The 19,044-nt window shown below is 71.7% G+C and carries 16 protein-coding genes; 4 read left to right on the top strand and 12 right to left on the bottom strand.

The window, feature by feature from the left end; genetic code table 11:
• Positions 1–37 precede the first annotated feature (37 nt).
• The 5 genes from atpD to DRV84_RS05125 all read right to left on the bottom strand — a co-directional run bounded on the left by atpD (position 38) and on the right by DRV84_RS05125 (position 5,635).
• A complete protein-coding gene (gene atpD, locus DRV84_RS05145) occupies positions 38–1,462 on the bottom strand; it encodes a F0F1 ATP synthase subunit beta (RefSeq protein ID WP_115978808.1) in 1,425 nt (474 codons plus the stop codon).
• An 18-nt stretch (positions 1,463–1,480) separates the two neighbouring features.
• Complete coding sequence (locus tag DRV84_RS05140; RefSeq protein ID WP_115978807.1) at positions 1,481–2,356, bottom strand: F0F1 ATP synthase subunit gamma; 876 nt, start codon at positions 2,354–2,356, stop codon at positions 1,481–1,483.
• A 32-nt stretch (positions 2,357–2,388) separates the two neighbouring features.
• Positions 2,389–3,927 carry a F0F1 ATP synthase subunit alpha gene (gene atpA / locus DRV84_RS05135; RefSeq protein WP_115978806.1) on the bottom strand — a complete coding sequence of 513 codons (1,539 nt, stop codon included), beginning with the start codon at positions 3,925–3,927 and terminating at the stop codon, positions 2,389–2,391.
• Positions 3,928–4,488 carry a F0F1 ATP synthase subunit delta gene (locus DRV84_RS05130; RefSeq protein WP_115978805.1) on the bottom strand — a complete coding sequence of 187 codons (561 nt, stop codon included), beginning with the start codon at positions 4,486–4,488 and terminating at the stop codon, positions 3,928–3,930. It abuts the gene before it with no gap.
• 415 nt (positions 4,489–4,903) lie between these two features.
• Positions 4,904–5,635, bottom strand: coding sequence for a methyltransferase domain-containing protein (locus DRV84_RS05125; protein WP_115978804.1), 732 nt, complete (start codon positions 5,633–5,635; stop codon positions 4,904–4,906).
• Positions 5,636–5,697: 62 nt separating this feature from the next.
• On the opposite strand from DRV84_RS05125, the gene gloB reads away from it, so the two are divergent.
• The 3 genes from gloB to DRV84_RS05110 all read left to right on the top strand — a co-directional run bounded on the left by gloB (position 5,698) and on the right by DRV84_RS05110 (position 9,921).
• Complete coding sequence (gene gloB / locus DRV84_RS05120) at positions 5,698–6,465, top strand: hydroxyacylglutathione hydrolase (RefSeq protein ID WP_115978803.1); 768 nt, start codon at positions 5,698–5,700, stop codon at positions 6,463–6,465.
• A gap of 157 nt (positions 6,466–6,622) precedes the next feature.
• On the top strand, positions 6,623–8,950 hold the full coding sequence (gene clpA / locus DRV84_RS05115) for an ATP-dependent Clp protease ATP-binding subunit ClpA (RefSeq protein WP_115978802.1): 2,328 nt from the start codon (positions 6,623–6,625) through the stop codon (positions 8,948–8,950).
• Entirely contained in the window at positions 8,950–9,921 is a 972-nt protein-coding gene (locus DRV84_RS05110) for a M23 family metallopeptidase (protein ID WP_115978801.1), read from the top strand. The genes clpA and DRV84_RS05110 overlap by 1 nt, the downstream gene beginning before the upstream one ends.
• Here DRV84_RS05110 and ade read toward each other — a convergent pair.
• Both ade and DRV84_RS05100 read right to left on the bottom strand, forming a co-directional pair.
• Positions 9,908–11,614 carry an adenine deaminase gene (ade, locus tag DRV84_RS05105; RefSeq protein WP_115978935.1) on the bottom strand — a complete coding sequence of 569 codons (1,707 nt, stop codon included), beginning with the start codon at positions 11,612–11,614 and terminating at the stop codon, positions 9,908–9,910. The genes DRV84_RS05110 and ade overlap by 14 nt on opposite strands.
• A 295-nt stretch (positions 11,615–11,909) precedes the next feature.
• Complete coding sequence (locus DRV84_RS05100; RefSeq protein ID WP_115978800.1) at positions 11,910–12,557, bottom strand: RluA family pseudouridine synthase; 648 nt, start codon at positions 12,555–12,557, stop codon at positions 11,910–11,912.
• Positions 12,558–12,666: 109 nt separating this feature from the next.
• Here DRV84_RS05100 and truB point away from each other — a divergent pair, with 109 nt between their 5' ends.
• The gene (truB, locus tag DRV84_RS05095) at positions 12,667–13,572 is read left to right on the top strand and encodes a tRNA pseudouridine(55) synthase TruB (protein ID WP_115978799.1); all 906 of its coding nucleotides are present in this window, start codon (positions 12,667–12,669) and stop codon (positions 13,570–13,572) included.
• Between the two features lie 61 nt (positions 13,573–13,633).
• Here truB and DRV84_RS05090 read toward each other — a convergent pair whose 3' ends face one another.
• From DRV84_RS05090 to DRV84_RS05070, 5 genes are all read right to left on the bottom strand, one after another.
• Positions 13,634–14,107 carry an Hsp20 family protein gene (locus tag DRV84_RS05090; RefSeq protein WP_115978798.1) on the bottom strand — a complete coding sequence of 158 codons (474 nt, stop codon included), beginning with the start codon at positions 14,105–14,107 and terminating at the stop codon, positions 13,634–13,636.
• A 139-nt stretch (positions 14,108–14,246) separates the two neighbouring features.
• The gene (locus tag DRV84_RS05085) at positions 14,247–15,062 is read right to left on the bottom strand and encodes a trypsin-like serine peptidase (protein ID WP_115978797.1); all 816 of its coding nucleotides are present in this window, start codon (positions 15,060–15,062) and stop codon (positions 14,247–14,249) included.
• A gap of 58 nt (positions 15,063–15,120) precedes the next feature.
• Entirely contained in the window at positions 15,121–16,416 is a 1,296-nt protein-coding gene (gene glcF, locus DRV84_RS05080; RefSeq protein WP_115978796.1) for a glycolate oxidase subunit GlcF, read from the bottom strand.
• Between the two features lie 2 nt (positions 16,417–16,418).
• Positions 16,419–17,510 (bottom strand): FAD-binding protein, encoded by a 1,092-nt coding sequence (locus DRV84_RS05075; protein ID WP_115978934.1) that lies wholly within the window; start codon positions 17,508–17,510, stop codon positions 16,419–16,421.
• Between the two features lie 83 nt (positions 17,511–17,593).
• Positions 17,594–19,042, bottom strand: coding sequence for an FAD-linked oxidase C-terminal domain-containing protein (locus DRV84_RS05070; RefSeq protein WP_115978795.1), 1,449 nt, complete (start codon positions 19,040–19,042; stop codon positions 17,594–17,596).
• Positions 19,043–19,044: the final 2 nt, after the last annotated feature.

The raw sequence follows: 19,044 nt of genomic DNA, 5'->3' as shown, positions 1-19,044 counted from the left end.
GCGCCCCGGCACGGGCCGGGGCGCGGGGTCATCGGGCTCAGGCCGCTTCCGCCGCCATCTTCTCGGCCTTGGCCTTGGCCTCCTCGATGCCGCCAACCATGTAGAAGGCGCCCTCGGGCAGGTGGTCGTATTCACCCGCGACCACGGCCTTGAACGAGGCGATCGTGTCCTCGAGCGGCACCTGCACGCCCGGCGAGCCGGTAAAGACCTCGGCCACGTCGAACGGCTGGCTGAGGAAGCGCTGGATCTTGCGCGCCCGCGCCACGGTGAGCTTGTCCTCTTCCGAGAGCTCGTCCATGCCGAGAATGGCGATGATGTCCTGCAGGGCCTTGTAGCGCTGGAGGATGTTCTGCACGTCGCGCGCCACCTGGTAGTGCTCCTCGCCGACGATCGCCGGGTCGAGCATCCGCGAGGTGGAGTCGAGCGGGTCGACCGCCGGGTAGATGCCGAGCTCGGAGATCGCGCGGCTGAGAACCGTCGTCGCGTCGAGGTGCGCGAAGGAGGTCGCCGGCGCCGGGTCGGTCAGGTCGTCCGCGGGCACGTAGATCGCCTGAACGCTGGTGATCGAGCCCGAGCGCGTCGAGGTGATCCGCTCCTGCAGCGCGCCCATGTCGGTGGAGAGCGTCGGCTGGTAACCCACGGCCGAGGGGATGCGGCCCAGAAGCGCCGAGACCTCGGAGCCCGCCTGCGTGAAGCGGAAGATGTTGTCCACGAAGAACAGCACGTCCGTCCCCGACTGGTCGCGGAACTGCTCGGCGAGCGTCAGGCCCGAGAGCGCGACGCGGGCGCGGGCGCCCGGCGGCTCGTTCATCTGGCCGTAGACGAGGGAGACCTTGGACTTCGACAGGTCGTTCTCGTCGATGACGCCGGATTCCATGAACTCGTAGTAGAGGTCGTTGCCCTCGCGGGTGCGCTCGCCAACGCCGGCGAAGACCGAGTAGCCCGAGTGCACCTTGGCGATGTTGTTGATGAGCTCCTGGATCAGAACCGTCTTGCCGACGCCGGCGCCGCCGAAGAGGCCGATCTTGCCGCCCTTGGAGTAGGGCGCGAGCAGGTCGATCACCTTGATGCCGGTGACGAGGATCTCGGACTCGGTCGACTGGTCGACGAACTCGGGCGCCGAGGCGTGGATCGGGCGGGTCTCGGCGGATTCGACCGGGCCGCGCTCGTCGATCGCCTCGCCGACGACGTTCATGATGCGGCCGAGCGTCGCGTCGCCCACCGGCATGGTGATCGGGCCGTCGGTGTCGGTCACCTCCTGCCCGCGGACGAGGCCCTCGGTCGCGTCCATCGCGATGGTGCGCACCGTGCTCTCGCCGAGGTGCTGCGCCACCTCGAGCACCAGCCGGCGGCCGTTGTTGTCGGTCTCGAGCGCGTTCAGGATCTCGGGCAGATGGTCGTCGAACTCCACGTCGACCACGGCGCCGATGACCTGCGTCACTTTGCCTTTCGCTTTCGCCATGTTTCGTCTCCGGTTCGGTTAAAGCGCCTCGGCGCCCGAGATGATCTCGATGAGCTCGTTGGTGATCGCGGCCTGACGCGAGCGGTTGTACTCGATCGTCAGCTTGTCGATCATTTCGCCCGCGTTGCGCGTCGCGTTGTCCATCGCGCTCATCCGCGCGCCCTGTTCGGACGCGCCGTTCTCCAGAAGGGCCGAGAAGATCTGCGTCGCCACGCCCTTGGGCAGCAGCTCCGCGAGGATCTCCTCCTCCCCCGGTTCGTAGTCGTAGAGCGTCGTCGCGCCGTCGTCCTCCGGCGCGTCGAACTGCGCCGGGATGATCTGCGTCGCCGTCGGGATCTGCGTCACGACGTTCTGGAAGCGCGAGAAGAAGATCGTGGCGACGTCGAACTCCTCCGCATCAAAGCGGTCGAGCACGTCCTTGGCGATGCGCTGCGCGTCGCCGTAGCCCACGCGCTTGACCTCGGAGAGGTCGACGTGGCCCACGAAATGCTCGCTCCAGTCGCGGCGGAGCGCGTCACGCCCCTTCTTGCCGACGGTCAGGATGCGGACGGTCTTGCCCTCCGCGACCAGCGCCTCGGCCTTCTGGCGCGCGAGCTTCGCGATGTTAGCGTTGAAGCCGCCGCAGAGCCCGCGCTCCGCGGTCATCACCACCAGCAGGTGGGTCTGATCGCGGCCCGTGCCGGTCAGCAGCTTCGGCGCCGTGTCGCTGTCGCCCACGCTCGCCGCGAGCTGGCCCATGACGGCGGCGAACCGCTCGGCGTAGGGGCGCGACATCTCGGCGGCTTCCTGGGCGCGGCGGAGCTTGGCCGCCGCGACCATCTGCATGGCCTTGGTGATCTTCCGGGTCGACTTGACCGACTCGATCCGGTTCTTGAGGTCCTTGAGGCTCGGCATGTGGCCTTGGTCCTTTGTCCCTGGGGATCAGGTCAGCTGAAGTCTTTCGCGTATTCGTCGATCGCGGCCTTCAGCTTGTCGGCGGCCTCGCCCTTGATCTTGGGGTCCTCGTCGGCGATCCAGTCGAGAATGTCCTTGCGCTTGCCGCGCAGGTGCTTGAGCAGCCCCTCCTCGAAGCGGCTCACGTCGTCCACCTTGAGGTCGTCGAGATAGCCGTTCGTGCCCGCGAAGATCACCGCGACGATCTCGGCGTTGGTGAGCGGCGAATACTGCGGCTGCTTCAGGAGCTCGGTCAGGCGCGCGCCGCGGTTCAGCAGCTTCTGCGTCGCCGCGTCGAGGTCCGAGCCGAACTGCGCGAAGGCGGCCATCTCGCGGTACTGCGCGAGCTCGAGCTTCAGCGAGCCGGCGACCGATTTCATCGCCGCCGTCTGCGCCGAGGAGCCCACCCGGCTCACCGAGAGGCCGGTGTTCACGGCCGGGCGCACGCCCTGATAGAAGAGGTCCGTCTCGAGGAAGATCTGCCCGTCGGTAATCGAGATCACGTTCGTCGGGATGAAAGCCGAGATGTCGCCGGCCTGCGTCTCGATGATGGGCAGCGCGGTGAGCGAGCCGGCGCCGTTGTCCTCGTTCAGCTTCGCCGCACGCTCCAGAAGGCGCGAGTGCAGGTAGAACACGTCGCCCGGGAAGGCCTCGCGGCCCGGCGGGCGGCGCAGCAGGAGCGACATCTGGCGGTAGGCCACGGCCTGCTTGGAGAGATCGTCGAAGGTGATGAGCGCGTGGCGGCCGTTGTCGCGGAAGTATTCGGCCATGGCGCAGGCGGCGTAGGGCGCGAGATACTGCATCGGCGCCGATTCGGAGGCCGTCGCCGCGACCACGATGGAGTATTCCATCGCGCCGCTCTCCTCGAGCTTCTTGACGAGCTGCGCGACGGTCGAGCGCTTCTGCCCGACGGCGACGTAGACGCAGTAGAGCTTCTTCGACTCGTCGTCGCCGGCGGCGTCGTTGTAGCTCTTCTGGTTGAGCATCGCGTCGAGCGCCACGGCGGTCTTGCCGGTCTGGCGGTCGCCGATGATGAGCTCGCGCTGGCCGCGGCCGATCGGGATCATGGCGTCGATCGCCTTGAGGCCGGTCGCCATCGGCTCGTGCACCGACTTGCGCGGGATGATGCCGGGCGCCTTGACGTCGGCGACACGGCGCTCGGCGCCCTCGATCTCGCCTTTGCCGTCGATCGGCTGGCCGAGCGCGTCCACCACACGGCCGAGCAGGGCGTCTCCCACGGGCACGTCCACGATCGCGTTGGTGCGCTTGACGACGTCGCCCTCGCCGATGTCGCGGTCGGAGCCGAAGATCACGACACCGACGTTGTCCGCCTCGAGGTTGAGCGCCATGCCGCGGATGCCGCCCGGAAACTCGACCATCTCGCCGGCCTGGATGCTGTCGAGGCCGTGCACGCGGGCGATGCCGTCGCCCACGGAGAGGACGCGGCCGACCTCGGCCACCTCGGCTTCCTCGCCGAAGGACTTGATCTGTTCCTTCAGGATCGCCGAGATCTCGGCAGCTTGGATACCCATCTATCCGACCTCTTTCATTGCGTTCTGGAGAGCGGCGAGGCGCGCGCGGACCGAGCTGTCGATCATCACGGAGCCCACCTTCACGACGAGGCCGCCGATGAGGCTTTCATCGACGGCGGCATTGATCTTCACGTCCTGGCCGATGCGCGCGCGCAGCGTCTCGGCCAGCTTCTTCGTCTGCGCGTCGCTCAGCGGCTGCGCCGAGGTGACGTCGGCGGTGACCTCGCCCTTGTGGCGCGCGATGCGCTCGCGCAGCTGCGCGACGAGCGACGGCAGCACGAAGAGCCGCCGCTTCTCCGCCATCAGGCCGAGCGCGTTGCGCAGCGCGGCGGGCAGACCCATCTTCTCGGCGACGGCGAGGATCGCGGCTTTCTGGTCGTCGCGCGTGTAGACCGGCGAGGCGATCAGGTCACGCAGATCGGCGCTCGCCTCGAGCGCGGCGCCAAGATCGTCCACCCCGCGCTCGAGCGCGTCGAGCGCGTCGCTCTCGCGCGCGAGCTCGAAGATGGCGGTGGCATAGCGCGCGGCGATGCCGGAGGAAATCGAAGCAGATTCGGACACGTCCACCCTTCCGCTCTGATGCCCCGGCACGCGACACGGGAGGTGCCGCCCGGGGGCGTTGTGGCGCCCGGCCGGGCGCCGAGCCGCAAAATCGAGGTGCGTGTAGCAGAGGCTTTCACGCCGGGCAACTCCCCAGACCCGCCGCTTTCGGCACCGCGGCGTGCGGCCCGCGCGCCACGCCTGCCCCTGCGGCATCCCGCGAGGGAAAAGCGCCCGTCGCGCCGGCCACGAGGCCGTGCAAGCGAGACCGCCGCGCCGTCAGGCCGGCCACACGTCCCGCAGCGTCGGGCGGGGGGGCTTTCGGGGGACCTTCACGCGGCGCACGCCCTCGGCAACGTCAAGCAGGCCGCGTCTCCGGCCACGTCAAGCAGGCCGCGCCTCCGGCGCGCTCAAGCAGGCCGCGCCTCCGGCGCGCTCAAGCAGGCCGCGCCTCCGGCGCGAGGGCCCCCGCCCGTTGCGGCGCGCGCTCGCGCAAGCCGCCCGGACGTGCCGGGGCGCGGGTGGCGGCCTCCACGAGGAGCACGCCGCCGGCGAGCACCGTGTGCATCCGGCGACCCAGCCGCTCCCACATCGGGCCGGACTTCATCCAGAAGCGCCGCGCCGTCGGCGGCTGGAAGAGCGCCGCGGCGTGGCGCTCGGGCACGAAGTCATGCGCCGTGAGCAGCGCCTCGAGCTGGCCGAGCGAATAGGGCCGGCCGTAGCCGAAGGGCGTCGCGTCCGACCGCGACCAGAGGCCCGCGCGGTTGGGCACGATGAACATCGCCCGCCCACCGGGCCCCAGAACGCGCCGCGCCTCCTCCAGAAGCGCCGCGGGCCGCTCCGAGGTCTCGAGCCCGTGCATCACGATCAGACGGTCGACGTGCCCCGTCTCGAGCGGCCAGAGCGTCTCCTCGCAGAGGACCGAGACGTTGGGCATCCCCGCCGGCCAGGACATCACCCCCTGCGGCCCCGGCATCAGCGCCACGACGCGCCGCGCCTCCCCGAGATAGGGGCGCAGCAGCGGCACGGCGAAGCCGAAGCCCGCCACGGTCCGCCCCTTCGCCTCCGGCCAGAGGGCGGTGAGCCGGCCGCGCACGGCGGCCTGCGCCGCCCGGCCGAGCGCGCGCCGATAGTAGAACTCTCTGAGGTCCTGCACGTCCAGATGCATTGCGGCCCCCCGGGCGGATCGGCCAAGCTGCGGCGAGCATAGCAACGGAGGACCGAAACGCCATGCCCCTCGAGATCGTCACGGTGCCCTGCCTGTCGGACAACTACGCCTTTCTCGCGCACGATCCGGAGACCGGCACCACCGCGGTCGTGGACGTGCCGGAGGCGGCGCCGATCCTCGCCGCGCTCGAGACGCGGGGCTGGCGCGCCGACATGGTGCTGCTGACGCATCACCACGCCGATCACGTCCAGGGGCTCGGCGCGCTCTCCGAGCGCGTCTCGCCCCGCGTCGTGGGCGCCGCCGCCGACGCGCACCGCCTGCCGCCGCTCGACGTGGCGGTGCGCGAGGGTGACACCGTCGAGATCGGCGCCGAGCGCGGGACGGTGATCGAGGTGCCGGGCCACACCGTCGGCCACATCGCGTTTCATTTCCCCGCGAGCCGCGCGGCCTTCACCGCCGACAGCCTCATGGCCTTCGGCTGCGGGCGGGTCTTCGAAGGCACCATGGCGCAGATGTGGGACAGCCTCTCGAAGCTCGCCGCCCTGCCCCCGGAGACGATGATCTACTCCGGCCACGAGTACACGCTGGCCAACGGAAACTTCGCGCGCTCCGTTGAACCGGGCAACGCCCGCCTTATCTCTCGTATCGACGCGAGCGAAGCGGCCCGCGCCGACGGCCGGCCCACCGTGCCCTCGCAACTCGCGCTCGAGCTGGAGACGAACCCCTTCCTGCGCCCCGAAAGCGCCGAGATCCGGGATACCGTCGGCCTGCCCGACGCGCCGGCCCGCGACGTCTTCGCGGCGGTGCGCCGGCGCAAGGACGATTTCTGAGCCCCCACGCGGCGGACGCGCCCCCCGATCGCCCCGATGTGACACTCGGACAGAAGAAAGTTCTTGAAGACCGCCCGTCTTCGACCAAACTTTAACACTATGAGCCCATGGTCGACGGGGCGCCGCCCCGCCCGACCCAGACCAGAGGAGCACACCCGTGCCGTCTTTCTCGACAACGCTGGAACAGGCCATTCACTCCGCGCTGGCGCTGGCGAACTCGCGGTCGCATGAATTTGCCACGCTCGAGCATCTGCTGCTCGCGCTCGTCGACGAGCCCGAGGCCTCCAAGGTGCTCAAGGCCTGCAACGTCGACACCGAGGAGCTGCGCGGAACCCTCGTGGACTTCATCGACGAGGAGCTCGCGAACCTCGTCACCGACGTCGAGGGATCGGAGGCCGTGCCGACCACCGCCTTCCAGCGGGTAATCCAGCGCGCCGCGATCCACGTCCAGAGCTCCGGCCGGACGGAGGTGACGGGCGCCAACGTCCTCGTCGCCATCTTCGCCGAGCGCGAGTCGAACGCCGCCTTTTTCCTGCAGGAACAGGACATGACGCGCTACGACGCGGTGAACTTCATCGCGCACGGCGTCGCCAAGAACCCGGCCTACGGCGAGAGCCGCCCGGTCACCGGCGCCAGCGAACAGCAGGAGGAGGAGGCGCAGGCCGCCTCCGAGCCCGCCGATCAGAAGGAATCGGCCCTCGGCAAGTACTGCGTCGACCTCAACGCCAAGGCGCGCGAGGGCGACGTGGACCCGCTGATCGGCCGCGACACCGAGGTCGAGCGCTGCATCCAGGTGCTCTGCCGCCGGCGCAAGAACAACCCGCTGCTCGTGGGCGATCCCGGCGTCGGCAAGACCGCCATCGCCGAGGGGCTCGCGCGCAAGATCGTCAAGGGCGAGACGCCCGAGGTGCTCAAGGGCACGACGATCTACGCGCTCGACATGGGCGCCCTGCTCGCCGGCACGCGCTACCGCGGCGACTTCGAGGAGCGGCTGAAGGCCGTCGTCCAGGAGCTCGAGGAGCATCAGGACGGCGTCCTCTTCATCGACGAGATCCACACCGTGATCGGCGCCGGCGCCACCTCGGGCGGCGCGATGGACGCCTCCAACCTGCTGAAGCCCGCGCTGCAGGGCGGCAAGCTGCGCACCATGGGCTCCACCACCTACAAAGAGTTCCGCCAGCACTTCGAGAAGGACCGCGCGCTCAGCCGCCGCTTCCAGAAGATCGACGTGACCGAGCCGACCGTCGACGACGCGGTGAAGATCCTGAAGGGCCTCAAGCCCTACTTCGAGAAGCACCACGCGGTGAAATACACCACCGACGCGATCAAGACGGCGGTGGAGCTCAGCGCGCGCTACATCACCGACCGGAAGCTTCCCGACAAGGCGATCGACGTCATCGACGAGGCCGGCGCGGCGCAGCACCTCGTGGCCGAATCGAAGCGGCGCAAGACCATCGGCCAGAAGGAGATCGAGGGCGTCGTCGCCAAGATCGCGCGCATCCCGCCCAAGAACGTCTCCAAGGACGACGCCGAGGTGCTCAAGGATCTCGAGGGCACGCTCAAGCGCGTGGTCTTCGGGCAGGACACCGCGATCGAGGCGCTCTCGAGCTCGATCAAGCTCGCCCGCGCGGGGCTGCGCGAGCCCGACAAGCCGATCGGCAACTACCTCTTCGCCGGCCCCACCGGCGTCGGCAAGACCGAGGTGGCCAAGCAGCTCGCCGACACCCTCGGGGTGGAGCTCCTGCGCTTCGACATGTCGGAGTACATGGAGAAGCACGCCGTCTCGCGCCTGATCGGCGCGCCGCCGGGCTACGTCGGCTTCGATCAGGGCGGGCTCCTGACCGACGGCGTGGACCAGCACCCGCACTGCGTGCTCCTGCTCGACGAGATCGAGAAGGCGCACCCGGACGTCTTCAACGTCCTCCTGCAGGTGATGGACCACGGCACGCTCACCGATCACAACGGCCGTCAGGTGGACTTCCGCAACGTGATCCTGATCATGACCTCCAACGCCGGCGCCATCGAACAGGCGCAGGCCGCCGTCGGCTTCGGCCGCGACCGCCGCGAGGGCGAGGATCAGGCCGCGATCGAGCGGACCTTCACGCCGGAGTTCCGCAACCGCCTCGACGCGGTGATCAGCTTTGGCGCCCTGCCGAAGGAGGTCATCCTGCAGGTGGTCGAGAAGTTCGTGCTCCAGCTCGAGGCGCAGCTCATGGATCGCAACGTCACCATCGAGCTCACCGAATCGGCCGCCGAGTGGCTCGCCGAACGGGGCTACGACGACAAGATGGGCGCCCGCCCGCTCGGCCGCGTGATCCAGGAGAACATCAAGAAGCCGCTCGCCGAGGAGCTGCTCTTCGGCAAGCTCGCCAAGGGCGGGGTGGTCCGCGTCGCCGTGAAGGACGGCGAGCTTGACCTGCAGATCGAGAGCACGCCGAAGCCGCGCCTCTCGTCGAAGAAGCCGCCGCTCCTGACGGCCGACTGATGCGCCGGCGGGCGCTCGCGCTCGCCCTCTGTCTCGCCCCCGCGGCCCTGCCGGCCGCGGGGGCGCCGCAGGTCTCCCTCCCCCTCGACTGTCCGGAGGGGATGGGCTGTTACATCCAGCAATACGTCGATCACGATCCCGGCCCCGCCGCCGAGGATTACGCCTGCGGCCCGCTCTCCTACGACGGCCACACCGGCACCGATTTCGCCCTGCCCACGCGCGCCGATCTCGCCGCCCGCGTCCCGGTCACCGCCGCCGCGCCGGGCACCGTGCGCGCCGTGCGCGACGGGATGCCCGACCGCCTCGCGTCCGAGACCGACGCCGCCGCGCTCGAGGGGCGCGGCTGCGGCAACGGCGTGGCCCTCCGCCACGGCGACGGCTGGGAAACGCAGTACTGCCACCTCGCCCGCGGCTCCATCGCCGTCGCCCCCGGCGACCGCGTGGCCCGCGGCGACCGCCTCGGGGCGGTCGGGCTCAGCGGCCGCACGGAGTTCCCGCATGTGGAGTTCATCGTGCGCCGCGACGGCGCGCCCGTCGATCCCTTCGCCCCCTCCGGCGACACGCGCTGCGGCGCGGCGGCGGAAGACGCGCTCTGGGCCGCGCCGCCGCCCTACCGGCCCGGCGGCCTGCTCGATGCGGGCTTCGCGCCGGACGTGCCCGATTACGCCGCCGTCAAGGCCGGGACCGCCGCGCGGGACGCGCTGCCGCGCGACGCGGGGGCGCTCGTGCTCTACGGTTTCGCCTTCGGCGCGCGGGCCGGCGACGTCGTCGCGCTGCGCATCGAGGGCCCGCAGGGCGAGGTGATCGATCACACCGCCCGGATCGAGCGCGCCCGCGCGCAACTCTTCCGCGCCGCCGGCACGCGCCGCCCCGCCGCCGGCTGGCCCGCGGGCCGCTACCGCGGGACGGTCACCCTCACCCGCGACGGCGCGGAGATCGCGCGGCTGGAGACCGCCGTCACCCTGCGCTGATCACCGCGAAGCGGTCCACGTCCACCAGCCCGTGATCGGTGATCTTCAGATGCGGGATCACCGGCAGCGCCACGAAGGCGAGCTGCAGGAAGGGCTCCTCCAGCGTCACGCCGAGCGCCTTCGCCGCCGCCCGCAGCTCCACGAGCCGGGCGTGCACCGCCTCGAAGGGCGCGAGGCTCATCAGGCCGCCGATCTCCAGCGCGAGCTCCGCCGTGACCGCCCCGGCCTCGGCCACGACGAAGCCGCCCTCGATCTCGGACAGACGGTTCACCGCGACGGCCATGTCGGCGTAATCGACGCCGACGCAGACGATGTTGTGGTGGTCATGCGCGACGGTCGCCGCGATCGCGCCGCGCCCGATGCCGAAGCCACGCACGACTCCGGTCGCGACATTGCCGTTGATCCCGTGGCGCTCCACCACCGCGATCCGCGCGAGATCGCGCGCCGGATCGGGGCGCTTGTCGCCCCCGTCCGGCGCGATCGCCTCGGTCAGATGCTCCGTCAGGATCGTACCCGCGCGCACGCCGATCACCGGCGTCGCAGCATCCGAGCCCTCGCAGCGGAACCGCTCCGCCGTCACCCGCGGCGCGCGGACGCTGTCGCGCGCCACCGGCGCGAGCGTGCCCCGCGCGGCGAAGGCGGCCTCGGTCGCCTCCACGCCCCCGCACCAGACGCGCGCCGCCCGGCACTCCTCGAGCGAGGAGAGCGCCACGATGTCCGCGCGCTTGCCCGGCGCGATCTGCCCGCGATCCGTCAGCCCGAAGGCCTCCGCCGCCGAGAGCGAGGCGGCGCGATAGACCGCGAGCGGCGGCGCGCCCCCCGCGATCGCCGTGCGGATCATGTGATCGAGATGCCCCTCCTCCGCGATGTCGAGCGGATTGCGATCGTCGGTGCAGAAGGCGAGCCAGGGCGCCAGCCGCTCGGTCAGAAGCGGCAGGAGCGCGGCGAGATCCTTGGAAACCGAGCCCTCCCGGATCAGCACGCGCATCCCCTTGGCGAGCTTCTCCCGCGCCTCCGCCGCCGTGGTGGCCTCGTGCTCGGTGCGGATGCCGGCGGCGATATAAGCGTTCAGGTCACGCCCCGAGAGAAGCGGCGCATGCCCGTCCACGTGCCGGCCGCGGAAGAGCTCCAGCTTGGCGAGCACGCCGGGATCGCCCGCGACGACGCCGGGATAGTTCATCATCTCGGCGAGCCCGATGACCTTCGGATGATCCATGAACCCGGCCAGATCGCCCGCCTCCAGCCGCGCGCCCGAGGTCTCCATCGCCGTCGCCGGCACGCAGGAGGACAGGTTCACGCGCAGGTCCGTGACCGTCCGCTCCGCCGCCTCGAGGAAATAGCGGAGGCCCTCGCGCCCGGCGACGTTGGCGATCTCGTGCGGATCGCAGATCGCCGTCGTGACCCCGCGCGGCGTCACGCACCGGTCGAACTCGAAGGGCGTGACCATGGAGCTCTCGACGTGAAGATGCGCGTCGATGAAGCCCGGCACGAGCACGAGCCCGGAGACATCCTCGACCACGCGCCCCTCGTAGTCGGCGCAGGTGCCCACGATCCGGTCGCCGCAGATCGCGACATCCCCCTCGAGCAGCGCGCCGGTCACGACGTCCAGAACCCGCCCCCCGCGCAGCACGAGATCCGCCGGCGCGCGCCCCGCGCCCTGCGCGACAACCCGCGCGAGATCCGGTGACGTCATCTCCATCCTCCCGCCATACGCATCCAAGCATCGCGCCGCGCGCCACGTCACGCAAGCCCGCCTCCACTGACCATGCGGCGCGGCCTGTCGGCCGCACGCTCTCTGGCACTTCGTGCGATCAGGGGGGCGCTGCCCCCCTCGGCCCGGTCCGGGCCTCACCCCCTGGAGTATTTGATCCAAGGTGATGACAGGCAGAGGATCGCCCGGCCCATCATCTTGGCGCAAATATCCCGGGGGTGAATTGGCCGAAGGCCAAGAGGGGGCAGCGCCCCCTCCGCCGCGGCCGCCGCGCGCCTCAGAAGGGCGGCGGCGCGCGGAAACTCGTGCCCGCGCCGCCGTCCGGGTGGTGCAGGCGCAGCTCCTCGGAGTGAAGCATCATGCGCGGGTGATCCCGCGCGGTGCCCTCCGCGTAGAAGGGATCGCCGAGGATGGGGTGGCCGATCTCGGCCATGTGCACGCGGAGCTGGTGGCTGCGCCCGGTCTCGGGCATCAGCTTGACCCGCGTCTCCTCGGCGCCCCGGCGCTGCACGCGCCAGCGGGTCAGCGCGGGCTTTCCGGTCTCGGGGCAGACCTTCTGTTTCGGGCGGTTGGGCCAGTCGACGATCAGCGGCAGCGCGACCTCGCCGCGGTCCTCGCCGAGCGTCCCGGCGACGCGGGCGACGTAGGTCTTCTTCACCTTGCGGCGCTCGAACTGGAGCCCGAGGTTGCGCTGCGCAGGCCGCGTCAGCGCGAAGACCATGACGCCCGAGGTGTCGCGGTCCAGCCGGTGCACCAGCAGCGCCTCGGGGAAGGCCGCCTGCACCCGGGCGAGCAGGCAGTCGGCGAGATGCGCGCCGCGGCCCGGCACGGAGAGGAGGCCCGCGGGCTTGTCGACCACGACGATCTCGTGGTCGGCGTGCAGGATCGCCAGCGGCTCCTGGGGGGGCGCGTAGTCCTCGGACATGGGCCGTGGGGATAGGGGCCGGCCGCGCGCCTGTCCAGCCGTGGATTGACGGGCGCGGCGGGAGGCTTTACCTGCCACGACCTTTCCGGAGGCAGCGACGAGGCGAGGCATGGCACGGCGGCGCAAGGGGCGCGACATTTCCGGCTGGCTGGTGGTGGACAAGCCCGCGGGCACGGGCTCGACCGATGTGGTCAACATGGTGCGCCGCGCGTTCGACGCGAAGAAGGCCGGGCACGCCGGCACGCTCGACCCGGCGGCGACGGGGGTGCTCGCCGTGGCGCTGGGCGAGGCGACCAAGACGGTGCCCTACGTGACCGACGCGCTGAAGGCCTATGTCTTCACCGTGCGGTTCGGGCAGGCGACCGAGACCGACGACGCCGAGGGCCGGGTGACCGCCGAGCACGACGAGCGCCCCTCCGACGCGGACGTGAAGGAGGCGCTGCACGGTTTCGTCGGCGAGATCATGCAGGTGCCGCCGGCCTATTCCGCGGTGCGCGTGGACGGCGCGCGGGCCTATGCGCTCGCGCGGAAGGGCGAGGCGACAGAGCTCGCGGCGCGGCCGCTCTGGGTCGAGTCGCTCGTCCTGCTCGACCGGCCCGACGCGGATCACGCCGTCCTCGAGATGGTCTGCGGCAAGGGCGGCTACGTGCGCGCCGTGGCGCGCGATCTGGGCGAGGCGCTGGGCTGTCTCGGCCACGTCACGGAGCTGCGCCGCACCTGGTCGGGGCCCTTCACCACCGGGGAGGCCGTCACGCTCGCGGAGGTCGAGGCGCTCAGGGGCACGCCGGAGCTCGACGCGACGCTCCTGCCGCTCGAGGCGGGGCTCGGCGAGCTGCCCAAGGTGCGCGCCCCGGCCGAGAGCGTCGGCCGCCTGCGCAACGGCAACCCGGCGACCGTGATCGCGCAGGGCCTCGAATACGGCGAGGAGTGCTGGGCCGAGGCCGAGGGCCGCGCCATCGCCGTCGGGCGCTACAAGGGGGGCGAGCTGCACCCCTCGCGCGTCTTCGCCGGCTGATCGCATGAAAACACCCTCCCCGCGCGGGGAGGGTGCCCGGTGCCGCGCCGGCGGCGGCCGATCAGTTCACGGTCTTCGCGTCGACCACGTCGGTCTCGGTGCCGGCGTCCTCGGCCTTGGTGATCGCGATGCGGCGCGGCTTCAGCGCCTCGGGGATCTCGCGCTCGAGGTCGATGTGGAGCATCCCGTCGGCGTGGCTCGCCCCGGTCACGCGCACGTGGTCGGCGAGGTGGAAGCGCCGCTCGAAGGCGCGGGTGGCGATGCCGCGGTGCAGGTAGGTGCGGCCCTCGTCCTCCTCGGCCTTGCGCGCCGAGACGACGAGCTGGTTCTCCTTGACCTCGACCGACAGGTCGTCGGCGGCGAAGCCGGCCACCGCGATCGAGATGCGGTAGGCGTTCTCGTCGGTCTTCTCGATGTTGTAGGGCGGATAGGTCGGCTGGCTCACGTCGCTGGCCAGCACCCGGTCCATCATGTCGGCGAACCGGTCGAAGCCGACGGTGGCGCGGTAAAGCGGTGCGAGATCGTAGCTACGCATGGTCATCCTCCTTTGAGCGATACCTGGTCGCGCCCTCCCCCATGGGACGGGCGATGCGTGGCCGCGGGGCCCGTGGCGGCGCCCCGCGACCGACGTCGATCTGGGAACCGCTGCGCCGCCTTTCAAGACGGCGGCGCGCTCACTCCGGCGTGACGAATTTCGCGCCGAGGTCGTCCGACCGCTCGCCCGCGCCGAGGCGGCGGACGCGGGGCGCGCTCTCCTCCATCCCGTGGCCGCGCCCGGCGGCGAGCTCGGCCTGAAGGAGGGCGAGCGGCCCCTCGAGCGCGGTGCCGAGCGCGACCTTGCGGCCGGCCATTTCCGCCTTGGCGCTGACCACCGAGACGATGCGCCGCCCCTCGGGGCCGAAGCTGAAGACCGGCGCGCCGGAGGCGCCGAAATCCACCTCGCAGTCCATCACCAGCACGCCGGACTGTTCCGCCTCGACGGCGCAGACTTCCTGCATCGCGGGGGCCTCCGCGCGGTCGCGCGCGTAGGAGACGACGCCGATCCGCGCGCCGGGACCCGGCCGGCGCCCCGTGGCGAAGGGGATCACGGTCGTGTTGCGGATCGGGCGCGCGAGTTCCAGGAGCGCCACGTCGTTCTTCACGCGCAGCGGCCCCGTCTCGCTCTGGAAGACGTAGTCCGGATGCGCGACGGCGCGGCGCACCGCGCGGTAGGCCTCCGCCCGGCCGTGGCGCCACCCCGCGAGGAAGGTGATCGCGCCGAGGTCGTGGCGTGCGCCGCTGGTCTTGTCGTAGAGGCAATGCGCCGCCGTCAGCACGAGGTCCGGCGCGATCAGCGCGCCGGTGCAGAAGCCGGTGCCGCCCATGTCGAGCCGGCCGACCGCCTCCCAGCCGCGGCTCTTCTCGCCGGTGTCGAGCGTCTCGAGCCGGCTCTCGGCGAGCGCGGCGGCGGCCGTGACGAGCGCGAGCGCGACGGCGGCGATCAGGCGCATCGGTGTCCTCTTCCCTCTGGTCCCGCGGCCCGGCGGATAACCGGGCCGTCGGGCGAAATCAGGGCGCCGGCGTGGCGAGCGCGGGCGGCTTCGGCCCGCCGGTGGCCCAGTCGATCAGTTCGACGGTGTGCACGACCGGCACCTCCGTGCCGCCGCCGATCTGCATCATGCAGCCGATGTTGCCCGTGGCGATCACCTGCGGCGCCTTCGCCTCCAGCGTCTCGACCTTCCGAGCCTTGAGCTCGGCCGAGATCTCCGGCTGCATCAGGTTGTAGGTGCCCGCCGAGCCGCAGCAGAGATGGCTGTCGGCCGGCTCCACCACCTCGAACCCAGCCTTCTTCAAAAGGGTCTTGGGCCCGCCCTTGATCTGCTGGCCGTGCTGGAGCGAACAGGCCGCGTGATAGGCGACGCGCAGCGGCTCGGGCGCGTCGGCCGCCGGCGCGAGCTCCTTCAGGACCTCGCTCACGTCGCGGGCCATGGCGCTCACCTCCGCCGCGTCGGCGGCCAGCGGATCCTCGCGGAACATGTGGCCATAGTCCTTCACGGTGGTGCCGCAGCCGCTCGTGTTGATCACCACGGCGTCGAGGCCCGCGCCGCGCTTCTCCCGCATCCAGGCGCGGATGTTGGCCGCGGCGCTCGCGTGGCTCTCGTCCGTCTGGCCCATGTGATGGGTGAGCGCGCCGCAGCAGCCCGCGCCCTCGGCCACCACCACCTCGGCGCCGAGGCGGGTGAGCACGCGGATCGTCGCGTCGTTGATGTCGGTGTTGAGCGCACGCTGCGCGCAACCGGTCATCAGCGCGACGCGCATCCGCCGCGCCCCTTCGGCCGGGAAGACCTGCGGATCGTCGTTGCGGCTGACCGGCGGGATGCGCTTCGGCGCCATGTCGAGCATCGCGCGCAGCCGCGCATCCGGCACCAGCCGCCGGAACGGCCGCCCGAGCTTCGCCCCCACGAGCGCGAGGCGGAAGCGCCCGGGATGGGGCAGCACCTTCGCCAGCAGCCAGCGCAGCGCCCGGTCGCGCCACGGCCGGCGGTAGTGCTCCTCGATATAGGCGCGCCCGTGATCGACGAGATGCATGTAATGCACGCCGGAGGGGCAGGTCGTCATGCAGGCGAGGCACGACAGGCACCGGTCGATGTGCAGCACCGTCTTGTCGTCCGGCACCCGCTCCTGCTCCAGCATGTCCTTCATCAGGTAGATGCGCCCGCGCGGCGAATCGAGCTCGTCGCCGAGCACCTGGTAGGTCGGGCAGGTCGCCGTGCAGAAGCCACAGTGCACGCAGGCGCGCAGCACCTCGTTGGAGCGCGCGAAATCCGGGTCGGTCAGCTGATCGGCGGTGAAATTGGTCTGCACGCTCAGCCCTCCGTGTCGAAGATGCCGCGCGGGTCGAAGCGGCGGCGCAGCCCCTCGGTGAGCGCCGCGACGCCCGGCGCCTCAGGCGGCGCGGCAGGCTCCGGCCCGGTCCCGCGCACCCGCGTCGCATGGCCGTCGAAGGCGCCCAGCCGGGCGCGCAGGTCGGCGCCCTCGGCCACCCGCAGCCAGATCAACCCGCCGCCCCAGTCGAGCAGCGCCGCCTCCGCCCCGGCGCGCGCCACGAGCGCCGGCGCCGCGCTCGGGCGGCAATGCACGCGCCAGACCGCGCCCGGCGCGCCGTGGAAGGCGGCGACGTCGCGCACCCCGGCCCAGACACCGGCCACCGCGTCGGCGTCGCGCACCACCTCCGCCGGGCCGAAGTCCGCCAGCGCCGCCGCCAGCCGCTCCAGCCGATAGTCCACCTGCGCCGCGAAGCCCTCGATCCGGAGCCACGTGCGCCCCTGCTCCGGGTCGTGCGCCGCCCCCGTCACCTCGTAGGGCGAGCCGAGCGCCGCCGCCATCGCCGCGACCGCGCGCTCGACGTCCAGCCCCTCCAGCACCAGCATGCCCTGCGTCTCGGGCGCGGGCAGCACCTTGAGCGCGACCTCCGTGATCACGCCGAGCCGGCCGCGGCTCCCGCAGAGCAGCCGGACGAGGTCGTAGCCGGTGACGTTCTTCATCACCCGCCCGCCGTTGGCCACCACGCGCCCCGTCCCGTCCACGAAGCGCAGGCCCAGCGCGAAATCCCGCGCCGCGCCCGCCGCCACGCGCCGCGGCCCGCTCACGTTGCCGGCCATCACGCCGCCGAGCGTCGGCGCCCCCTCGGTCCCCAGAAGCCCGCGGTGATCCATCGGCTCGAAGGCGAGGCGCTGGCCCTCCCGCGCGAGCCGCGCCTCGACCTCGGCCAGCGGCGTCCCGGCCCCGGCGACGAGCGTCAGCGCCCCCGGCTCGTGCAGCCGCACGCCCGAAAGCCCGGCCGTCGACAGCGCCGTCCCGCGGCCCGCCGCGCCGCTCGTGCCGCCGCCGATCACCGACACCGGCACCGTCGCCGCCGCCACGGCCGCGGCCATTTCCTCTTCCGACGTCGGTGCGATCATGTCTTCTTCTTGGGACAAATATCCTCGGGGGTGAATGGCACGCGCGCCCCGCGCGCGCCAGAGGGGGCAGACAGCCCCCTCTACTCCGCGGCGAGCCGCGCGCCGCGCCGGGCCTCGGAGGCCGCGAGCGGAAAGACCTTCGCGGGGTTCAGGAGCCACGCCGGATCGAAGACGTCCTTCACCTCCATCTGCGCGGCGAGATCGGCGGGCGCGAACTGGTGGTCCATCAGGTCGCGCTTCTCGACGCCCACGCCGTGCTCCCCCGTGAGGCAGCCGCCGGCCGCGACGCAGGCCTTCAGGATCTCCGCGCCGAGCGCCTCGGCGGTCTCCAGCTGACCGGGCGCGTTCGCGTCGAAGAGGATCAGAGGATGCATGTTGCCGTCGCCCGCGTGGAAGACGTTGGCGACGCGCAGCCCGAACTCGGCCGAGAGATCGCCGATGCGGCCGAGCACCCCGGGCAGTTCCGAGACCGGGATCGTCCCGTCGAGGCAGATGTAGTCGCCCATCTGCCCCATCGCGCCGAAGGCCGATTTCCGCCCCTTCCAGATGCGCGCGGCCTCGTCCTCGTCGGCGGCCTCGCGCACCTCGACCGGGTCGTGGCGCCGGGCGATCTGCGTGATCAGGCCGAGCTGGTGGTCGATCTCGGCCTCCACGCCCTCCACCTCGACGATCAGCAGCGCCTCGCAGTCCGGGTAGCCCGCCTGCGCGAAGGCCTCCGTCGCCTCGATGCAGGGGCGGTCCATGAACTCGATCGCCACGGGCAGAACGCCGGCGCGGATGATGTCGGCGACGCAGGCGCCGGCCACCTCGGAAGAGGAAAAGCCCATCAGCACCGGCCGCGCGCCCTCGGGCTTCGGCAGGATGCGCAGCGTCGCCTCGGTCACCACGCCGAGCTGGCCCTCGGAGCCGCAGACGAGGCCGAGGAGGTCCAGCCCACCCGCGTCCATGTGCGCGCCGCCGAGCTCGACCACCGTGCCGTCCATCAGCACCACCGTCGCGCCGAGCAGGTTGTTCGTCGTCACGCCGTATTTCAGGCAATGCGCGCCGCCCGAGTTCATGGCGATGTTGCCCGCGATCGCGCAGGCGAGCTGGCTCGACGGGTCAGGCGCGTAGAAGAAGCCCTCCTCCTCCACCGCGCCGGTGACCGAGAGGTTGGTGCGCCCGGTCTGAACGCGGATCATCCGATCCTCGAGCGAGGTCTCGAGCACCTCGGTCATGCGCGCCACGCCGAGGATCACGCTGTCGGCCGTGGGCAGCGCGCCGCCCGCGAGGCTCGTCCCCGCGCCGCGCGGCACCACCGGCACGCCCATCGCGTGGCAGAGCGCAAGGACGCGGCTCACCTCCTCCGTCGAGCCCGGCAGCACCACGGCGAGCGGCGGGCAGCTGTAGGCGGTGAGCGCGTCGCACTCGTAGGCCCGCGTCTCGGCCGGGTCGTGGATCACCGCCCGCTCGGGCAGGAATTCGGCCAGGCGGGCGACGAGCTCGGCCTTGCGGCCGAGGATCGCGGGATCCGGGGCGGGCATGTCCATGG

Source organism: Rhodosalinus sediminis (genome assembly GCF_003385555.1).
Classification (GTDB): domain Bacteria; phylum Pseudomonadota; class Alphaproteobacteria; order Rhodobacterales; family Rhodobacteraceae; genus Rhodosalinus; species Rhodosalinus sediminis.
The sequence above is the reverse complement of the archived record's forward strand: the minus strand, read 5'-3'. Positions and strand labels throughout refer to the sequence as shown.